Here is an 8,024-nt window from a genome sequence, read left to right as displayed (position 1 = left end):
GGGAAACGGCAAGTTGGTTGCGCTTTTACGAAACTTCTGGCAATCTGGTTTTGTTGCCGGAGGAAGCGGCGCAACAGCAGGCGCAAGTTGCCCAACAGCAGGCGCAAGTTGCCCAACAGCAGGCGCAAGTTGCCCAACAGCAGGCAGAAGTTGCCCAACAACAGGCGCAAGTTGCCCAACAGCAGGCGCAAGCGGAACGCCAACGCGCTGAACTCTTAGCGGCGCGGTTACGAGAATTGGGAGTCGATCCCGATAATTTATGAAGTGGATTAGACTCTAGAAACCCGGTTTCTTGAAGAAACCGGGTTTCTGACAGCTATAGAGTCAACATTGTTTCAAATGCTTTGGAGAGGCGTGTTTGAAAGCGCTGGCGATGCTTCAGCTTTAAAAAGGGTCGGGCTATTTCCAATATGGGGCTAGAATCATCTGTGTTATCGATAACTTGAATTGCACGTAGAGTGTCAAGCTGTAGTTCTTTTTTGACCATCAATTCGGAAATTGCTGTTGCGCCGACACCGCTTTCTACTATTGACTTGACCATCTCGCCACTGTTCAAAACTAAAATAATATTTAATTCAGTAATAGGGATTCCCCAATTTTGCAATGCTTCCTCAAACCTTTGCTGTGTGCCAGAACCGGGTTCTCGCATCACCCATTCTGTTGTAGAAAGTTCGGTGAGAGTAACCTCTGGAAGTTCAAACCAAGAATGAGATTTGCCAACAACTATTAAAAGGCGATCGCTTCCGACAACTTCTTGAGCTAAAGTTTTCTTAAGTGATGGACTAACTACGCCTTCTACCAAACCTAAATCGAACTGTCCATTAGCCGTTCCAGTACAAATTTCTTCTGTATTGGCAAGAAAACATTGCACAGAAATGCCGGGATATTGGCGCTGAAATTCGCCGATTTTATTTGGTAGCCAATAGTTGCCAATAGTGAGGCTCGATCCCAATTTCAACTCACCGCGTTGCATATTGTTCAATTCTCGCAAGCCGCGTTCGGTTAAAGTAACTTGGTCGAGAATTTTCTGCGCTTCCACTTGCAGCAATTTGCCAGCTTCGCTGATCTCGATATGGCGACCGATACGATGGAAAAGCTTGACTCCGTATTCCTCTTCTAAATTTTGGATCGCCGCACTCACTGCCGGCTGGGTAATGAAAAGCGTTTCCGCAGCACGGGTAAAGTGCTGATGTTCGGCTACAGCTAGAAAAATTCGCAACTGATCGAGCGTCATCCCTGCCATTTGAACTACCCTTAGAGCTTTTGTAGAGTTGTTAATCAATTTTATTTATTAAATCGACAAAAAAGAGCATTTGATTCTATCGTTAAGTTTCCGTATGGTAAGAATAAGCCTAATGCACCGAACTGAACTGAGGCGATGCCTGCGAGTTCAATTCGAGCTATAAAGCGATCGCTATGAAAACGCAACGTTGCGAGACCACTAAAAAGAGATACAGAACCCAAGGTTTTTTCTGAAAAACTCTGTTTGTCTTTTTGATTACTTAAGAGCAGGCTTTTTGGAGTCAAATATTGACCTGGCTGGGAGCTGAGCGGTGATTATACCGTGTTCCCTGCGAGTTTGTGTCGCCAAACAGAAAATCTGTACGGGAAAAAAATGCCTTATGACCAGTGAAATCCAACTAGATCGCGATCGCAGCGCTCACGGCTTAAAGCCAGAATGTCTGCCCTACAGGGAAGTTTTGGCCCAATCAATTGCTGTAATCGCACCTACCACAACACCAGCAGCGAATTTAGCTTTGATCTTCGCCGCTTCGGGAAACGGCACTTGGCTGAGTTTTCTGATCGGTATGATCGGGCTGGTGTTTGTCAGCGTCAACATCAACCAATTTGCCCGCCGTTCCGCTTCTCCAGGTTCCCTCTACTCTTACATTGCTAAAGGTCTTGGCCCTACGGCTGGCGTCCTCTGCGGTTGGGGTTTGGTACTGGCTTATTTGTTTACGGGGATAGCTACATTGTGCGGTTTTGCCGTCTTTGGCCAAGTTTTGCTGGGTCACATAGGAATCCATCCTTCCCCGATTACGATGTTAGCGATCGGCGCTGGCATAGCTTGGTATATGGCTTACAAAGACATCAGTCTATCGGCGACGATGATGCTGCTGCTAGAAGGTGTATCTGTTGGCTTAATCCTGCTTTTGGCTGTTGTTGTTTGGGCGCAAAAAGGTTTCGCCCTGGATATGGCTCAAGTTACTCTACATGGAGCCACCCCAGGCGGAGTAGCGATGGGACTTGTGCTGGTCGTGTTCGGTTTTTCTGGTTTTGAAAGCGCCACTTCCTTGGGCGATGAGGCGAAAGACCCACTCAAAACTATCCCGAAATCTGTAATTCAAAGCACTATTTTGGCCGGTTTGTTCTTCATTATGACCGCTTACATTGAAGTGCTGGGTTTTAGCGGTCTTTCCGTATCCCTCGCCGATACTGAAGAACCTCTAACTGTTCTGGCTCAGCAAGCTAAAGTAGGTTTTTTGGGAGAACTGATCAGTCTGAGCGCGTTGCTATCTTTCTTTGCTTGCGTGCTGGGCAGTATCAATCCGGCGGCTAGAGTATTTTTTATGATGGCGCGTCACGGTCTGTTTCACACTTCTGTTGGTGCGGCACATTCATCAAACAGAACGCCCCACATTGCCGTCTCTATGTCAGCGCTGATAACGTTTTTGGTGCCAGCTTTCTTGTGCCTATTTGGGGTCAAGCTGTTTGAAAGTATGGCTTATACGGGAACGATTTGTACTTACGGATTTTTGCTCGTATATATTCTGGTTTCTGTGGCTGCACCTGTTTACCTGTACCGACTGAGAAAATTGCGGCCATTGGATATCGTCTTTTCGGTTTTGGGCGTTGGTTTTATGTTGATTCCGGTTGTGGGTACGGTAGGAATTCCCGGTAGCGAACTTTTCCCACCTCCAGAAGCTCCCTACAATGCGTTTCCGTTTTTGTTCTTGCTGTACTTACTTGCTGGGTGTGGATGGTTTATCATCCAAAAGCGGCGTTCTCCCAAAATGGTAAGGAGAATGACGCGCTCGATGGAAGCAATTGAGGTCAGAATCGACGAGACCGATCTCCTTTAACATTCGTTAGTCTTAGTTTTTAGTTACCGGGAATATTTGACCGCTGACTAATGGCTAATAGCTAATGAGCGATCGTAAACATAAGGATTCCCAGAAATGAGCGAGTTAGTAACTGCAATACCTACAGGAATAGCGGCCTTTACAGCCACAAACCTCGATGATATCGTCATCCTGCTGCTGTTTTTCTCCCAAGTAAATGCAGCATTTCGTTGCCGGCACATCGTTGCAGGTCAATATTTAGGCTTTGCCGCACTTGTGCTTGCCAGCCTTCTCGGTTTTTTTGGCGGTTTAATTCTACCAGAACGCTGGATTGGATTGCTTGGCTTGGTGCCTATTGGCATAGGACTCAGCCGCTTTCTCAATCCGGAAAACGATTCTGAGGAGGAAGTTCAGGCAGAAATAGATGAGTCAGATCCCTCTCCCTTCGCGAGTTTTCTTTCTCCCCAAACTTACGGTGTAGCAGCTGTTACGTTTGCCAATGGCGGCGATAATATTGGCATTTACGTGCCGTTGTTTGCCAATAGCGCCTTACCAAGTCTGCTGGTAATTTTGAGCGTATTCTTTCTGCTGGTGGCAGTTTGGTGCTACACTGCCTACAAGTTAACGGCTTTACCTGCGGTGGCTGACATCCTAACTCGTTATGGCAATCATTTCGTTCCGTTTGTTTTGATTGGATTGGGCGTTTTCATTGTGTTGAAAAATCAATCTTTGAGTCCGCTGGCTTTAGTTGCTGCTTCTCTGTGTTTGATGGGGTTGGTCAAAAGTAGCGGGCGATCGACTTCAGAAGCGCAAAATTAATTTGGTGACAATAATAGCCTAATGAATTGGCTTGTAACCGCAATTATCACAGGAATAACTTCTTTTGGGGCGACCAACATCGATGACATTGTTATTTTGACTCTTTTTTTCGCCCAGGTGAATGCCACCTTCCGTCGTCGGCACATCGTTGTTGGTCAATACTTGGGTTTTACAGCGCTCATTCTTGCCTGTTTACCTGGTTTTTTTGGTGGTTTGATATTGCCCAAAGCTTGGATTGGCATACTGGGTTTCGTTCCTATTTTCATAGGTATAATCCATCTATTTAAGCGAGAAAATGATGCAGAAGTGCAGGCAGTTTCAACTGAATTTGACGCTTCAAGAAGCAATGTATCTGTGCTTTCAAAGCTGGCAAGTGTTCTTTCTCCCCAGACTTATAATGTGGCGGTAGTAACTTTTGCGAACGGTGGAGATAATATCGGTATCTACGTACCTTTGTTTGCCAGCAGTGACCCCGCTAGTTTGGCAGTTATTCTAACAGTCTTCTTTTTGCTGATCGGGGTTTGGTGTTACATTGCTTACCTACTAACCCGCCATCGTGCGATCGCTCCTATTTTAACCCGCTATGGTAAGGCTATAGTTCCCTTTATATTGATAGGTTTGGGTATTTTCATTCTAGTTGAAAGCGGTACTTATCACTTAATACCCAAGTTTAAATAGTATAATTTTATATTGATATATAATTTGCTGTTATATTAAAATCTATTTAACTATAGATTAAGATTGTGATTTTTCAAACAAAAAATGATGGTAAAAAAAAGCCAAAAAAAATTAAATAGATAGTTGATAAAATTAAGCATAGCTGTTAGGATTATTATGAGTGAATTAAACTCGAAAAAACACAAGAAGCGCAGTCAAATTAGGTAAAAGCTTCTGTGTTGACAATATTCCCATAAAAAATCAAATTCAACTTTTCAAGTTGAATAGCTGTAAGATTGGAAAAGGAGAGAAAGGATGAAGCTATTCAAATATCTTGTTTTGGTCTTGGTATTGGCAGCCAATTTACTGCTCGCACAACCTTCCTGGGCGGGCAACAAACACAAGTCGTCCTTGGCAAAAAATCCGGAATACATAGAGGTGACTCAAACTCTAGACGATCTCAAGAAAGCGAAAGAGACACAAACTCAAATAGAGGATTATACGCCGGAGCAGCTTCAGCAAAAAATTGATGAGTTAGAGTTTAGGAAATACACTCTAGAATCGGGCATCAACTGGAGTCAGTGCAGCAATGAAACAGGTAAGACGGTGGCTGTTTATGGGCCCAAAGCTAAAAAATCCAAGGAACCATATGACAATGGACTTTACTTTTTAGCTGACGGTCAGACAACTGAAAAAAAATGGAATTGTGAGGGATTTTACGTACCGAATGACGGAGTACCAACAGATTTAACGGTTACCGGACAAAATGGGCAACAATCGAGCGGCGCTCTTGCGGTCAAGATACCTAATGGAACTAATGTAGTCCTCAAAAGAAACTCCGACACTGGCGTACTTGAATTCAACGTTCCTTTTACGAAAGTCTTGAAACCAGGTGATGTTAACTGGTTTATACCAAATGTATCTCAAGCATTCATAGATACGCGAGTTCCAAATGCACCGATTGTGGAGAGCAAAGAGAGCCAGGGTTAAACTTTCTTTCTTGGTGATGATGTAAAGGCGTTTTTGTAACCAGGGTTACAGTCAAAATTCGCGAAAAAATACAAGATAACTCTGTAAAGATATGCGATATTTGACTGTAACCCTGAGAAAATAACATAGGGCACGCAACTGTGCTGTTGGAGTTCTCAGACTTGCTTATTTGTAGATTTGAATTAAAAAGAAAAGGTGTCACCGATGCAGTTAATGTTCAAACCCACGCAGGTAGAGGCAGATCGGAATCAACAAAGGCGATTGAACCCGTCGCGAGTGCGGGATCACTTGGCGAACGAACGTACTTACCTAGCATGGATGCGGAGTGCGATCGCTCTAATGGGTTTTGGCGTAGTCATCGTGCGTCTTCGCGCTTTTCACCCACCGATGTTACCTTACCCCGGTAATGGCTGGAAGTTGGGTTTGCTGTTTTCTGTAGTCGGTTTGCTGACAGTTTTGCTTTCCACTCAGCACTACTTTGCCGTTCGTCGCGACATTGAAGAAGATACTTACGAACCGGCAGACCGCTGGATAATTCTGTTCAGTATGGCGGTGTTAATTTTGGGTGCAGGAGTGATCTATTTTGTCTTTACAGCACCTCTCACTTTAACGAGTTTGGTTGTACCTGAATGATAGTTTAATTAAGCTTGATAAACTAATTTCCAGCTTACCATTACTAAGATTGCATAAATTACAAACCGGAGTGCTGGCTGAGGGGTAATTTTACACAGTTTAGCACCTATTAGCACTCCCGGTACTGTGCCTAACCAGATGGGTAATACTAAACTCCAATTAACTGTACCAAGACAGAGATGTCCTACAGAAGTAAAAATTAACAAAATGGCTGCTTGGAAGAGATCTGTGCCTACTAATTTACGAGAGTCAAGGCGGAAAAAGGAAATCAGCACAAGCGCAAACATCGAACCGGAGGACACGCTAGTCATGCCAACTACACAGCCTAAAACTGCTCCCACAGCCAGGGTCAGCATCCGACCGGAGTGAGTTTTTAAGTCAAATTTGGGTGGTTCCGGTAACTTCAATTGAGGAATAAAATTTTTCAGCAGTAATTGTGCAAGTGCTGATAGGGCGACAAATAGCATTGCCACCCCCAACAAGCGCAGCAGGATGCCATCCAGATTAAAAGCCTCATTATGTTTAATCAAATATAAAATTCCCACTCCCGTCAGTGAGCCGGGAACGCTTCCCAACGCCAGCCATGTGACAACTTGCAGATCGAGGGTTCTTTGCTGCCAGTGCTTGTAGCTGCCGACAACCTTCATTAAGGTGGCAGCGACTACATCAGAACTAACAGCGATCGAAGGTGGAACTTGGAATATAAAAATCAACATGGGGGTAATCAGAGATGCACCGCCAACTCCTGTTAAACCGACGATGATACCAACTACAAAACTGAGGCTTGAAAGTAATAAATAGTTCATACTGCTGCCCTATTACAGGGTGTTAATTTGCAGAAACTTTTACTGTGATTGAGCTTCTGTTTTTCGGAGCGATCGCGGCAATTTAGAGAAACAGTAGGTAGATGGCAGACCAAACCCCTTATGACCACTCCAAGCGCTTTTACTTCTTCTAAGGCTATGGCTATTAAGAAAAGCTTTGGTGGGTTGAAACCATTCTAACCGTACATATTTCCGGGATGCGGATCTTCATAGAATCTTCACAGGAAATAGGCCGGGATTTTCGAGAATTTTAAACTGTATCAATGCCAAAATCGCCATTGTATAGACTGTTGAGGAAACTAAACCAGTCAGTAGCTCTTTTTTAAGGTTACGTTCTTTGGGCTGTCCTTGCAGAACATCCACAGCGCCTACTTGCATCATGATAATGCCAGTAACGTTAGACAGCCAGTACGCTGCGATCGAGCAAGGTACGAGTAAATCTGAGTTAAACAAACTAAAGATGTACCCAACAAAATAAGCAATGGGTAGATTAAAAACTAGGTCGTTCCACCAGCATAGTGGTGAGAGCAAGTATCCTATTACGAGCAGAAATCCACCTTTTAGTTTTCTGAACATGATTTTTATTTGCTTAATGGGATGAGAGGGCGACAGATAATCTACAGTTGCTGTTTGGAGTATGGCCCTGAGTCTGGGCCAGAAAACCCCTTGTGTAGCTTGCTGTAGCTGTACAGTCTGTACTTCGGTATAATACAGTATTCCGCTCGACTTACCGTAGTTTAACTTGCAGGTTAAGCAAATGTCTAGAGGAAAATATGCGATCGATATACTTTTTTCTGACCGATCTCCATTCATACAGGACTTGTCCGAGATTTTTAACCGCCCTTTTGTAAGCAATTATACTCATTAAGTAAACGACGCGGGAAGTTGAAAGGCTCTTCCGTACTTGAGGTGATAATAAAATCTAATAGATGCTTGGCAAAGCCTGTGGTACAATGGCTTTAGCTTCGTCACAGATACAAAAACTAAGTTATTAGCTTCAGAGCTTTGAGTTTCCCATTGCTGAAGCTAAAAGACCAAC

General features: G+C 44.0%; 9 protein-coding genes and 1 pseudogene. 6 read left to right on the top strand and 4 right to left on the bottom strand.

What is annotated here, in order from left to right; all coding sequences use genetic code 11:
- Nucleotides 1-263: pseudogene (locus H6S82_RS11060) on the top strand (hypothetical protein); the annotation flags it as partial.
- Nucleotides 264-316: 53 nt separating this feature from the next.
- On the opposite strand, the gene H6S82_RS11055 reads toward H6S82_RS11060, so the two are convergent.
- Nucleotides 317-1,243: a LysR family transcriptional regulator gene (locus H6S82_RS11055; protein WP_190463688.1), complete on the bottom strand. Its 927-nt coding sequence runs from the start codon at nt 1,241-1,243 to the stop codon at nt 317-319.
- A 41-nt stretch (nt 1,244-1,284) separates the two neighbouring features.
- On the bottom strand, nt 1,285-1,527 hold the full coding sequence (locus H6S82_RS11050) for a hypothetical protein (RefSeq protein WP_190463685.1): 243 nt from the start codon (nt 1,525-1,527) through the stop codon (nt 1,285-1,287).
- A gap of 95 nt (nt 1,528-1,622) precedes the next feature.
- Here H6S82_RS11050 and H6S82_RS11045 point away from each other — a divergent pair, with 95 nt between their 5' ends.
- The 5 genes from H6S82_RS11045 (at nt 1,623) to H6S82_RS11025 (ending at nt 6,161) form a co-directional block, all read left to right on the top strand.
- Complete coding sequence (locus H6S82_RS11045) at nt 1,623-3,083, top strand: APC family permease (RefSeq protein ID WP_190463684.1); 1,461 nt, start codon at nt 1,623-1,625, stop codon at nt 3,081-3,083.
- A gap of 96 nt (nt 3,084-3,179) precedes the next feature.
- Nucleotides 3,180-3,881 carry a cadmium resistance transporter gene (locus H6S82_RS11040; RefSeq protein WP_190463681.1) on the top strand — a complete coding sequence of 234 codons (702 nt, stop codon included), beginning with the start codon at nt 3,180-3,182 and terminating at the stop codon, nt 3,879-3,881.
- A gap of 21 nt (nt 3,882-3,902) precedes the next feature.
- Nucleotides 3,903-4,559, top strand: a complete 657-nt coding sequence (locus H6S82_RS11035; RefSeq protein ID WP_190463679.1) for a cadmium resistance transporter — start codon at nt 3,903-3,905, stop codon at nt 4,557-4,559.
- A gap of 294 nt (nt 4,560-4,853) precedes the next feature.
- Nucleotides 4,854-5,528 (top strand): hypothetical protein, encoded by a 675-nt coding sequence (locus H6S82_RS11030; protein ID WP_190463677.1) that lies wholly within the window; start codon nt 4,854-4,856, stop codon nt 5,526-5,528.
- Nucleotides 5,529-5,732: 204 nt separating this feature from the next.
- Nucleotides 5,733-6,161 carry a DUF202 domain-containing protein gene (locus tag H6S82_RS11025; protein ID WP_190463675.1) on the top strand — a complete coding sequence of 143 codons (429 nt, stop codon included), beginning with the start codon at nt 5,733-5,735 and terminating at the stop codon, nt 6,159-6,161.
- An 8-nt stretch (nt 6,162-6,169) separates the two neighbouring features.
- Here the strand turns inward: H6S82_RS11025 and H6S82_RS11020 are convergent, their stop codons facing one another.
- Both H6S82_RS11020 and H6S82_RS11015 read right to left on the bottom strand, forming a co-directional pair.
- A complete protein-coding gene (locus H6S82_RS11020; RefSeq protein ID WP_190463673.1) occupies nt 6,170-6,967 on the bottom strand; it encodes a sulfite exporter TauE/SafE family protein in 798 nt (265 codons plus the stop codon).
- A gap of 225 nt (nt 6,968-7,192) precedes the next feature.
- Nucleotides 7,193-7,561: a hypothetical protein gene (locus tag H6S82_RS11015; RefSeq protein ID WP_199315186.1), complete on the bottom strand. Its 369-nt coding sequence runs from the start codon at nt 7,559-7,561 to the stop codon at nt 7,193-7,195.
- Nucleotides 7,562-8,024 lie beyond the last annotated feature (463 nt).

Source organism: Planktothrix sp. FACHB-1355 (assembly GCF_014748295.1).
GTDB lineage: Bacteria > Cyanobacteriota > Cyanobacteriia > Cyanobacteriales > Aerosakkonemataceae > Aerosakkonema > Aerosakkonema funiforme_A.
The sequence above is the reverse complement of the archived record's forward strand: the minus strand, read 5'-3'. Positions and strand labels throughout refer to the sequence as shown.

Bases quoted from the DNA above. Each gene is read 5' to 3' on its own strand.
- H6S82_RS11055 (WP_190463688.1), bottom strand. From the start codon at position 1,243: ATGGCAGGGATGACGCTCGATCAGTTGCGAATTTTTCTAGCTGTAGCC.
- H6S82_RS11045 (WP_190463684.1), top strand. From the start codon at position 1,623: ATGACCAGTGAAATCCAACTAGATCGCGATCGCAGCGCTCACGGCTTA.
- H6S82_RS11040 (WP_190463681.1), top strand. From the start codon at position 3,180: ATGAGCGAGTTAGTAACTGCAATACCTACAGGAATAGCGGCCTTTACA.
- H6S82_RS11035 (WP_190463679.1), top strand. From the start codon at position 3,903: ATGAATTGGCTTGTAACCGCAATTATCACAGGAATAACTTCTTTTGGG.
- H6S82_RS11030 (WP_190463677.1), top strand. From the start codon at position 4,854: ATGAAGCTATTCAAATATCTTGTTTTGGTCTTGGTATTGGCAGCCAAT.
- H6S82_RS11025 (WP_190463675.1), top strand. From the start codon at position 5,733: ATGCAGTTAATGTTCAAACCCACGCAGGTAGAGGCAGATCGGAATCAA.
- H6S82_RS11020 (WP_190463673.1), bottom strand. From the start codon at position 6,967: ATGAACTATTTATTACTTTCAAGCCTCAGTTTTGTAGTTGGTATCATC.
- H6S82_RS11015 (WP_199315186.1), bottom strand. From the start codon at position 7,561: ATGTTCAGAAAACTAAAAGGTGGATTTCTGCTCGTAATAGGATACTTG.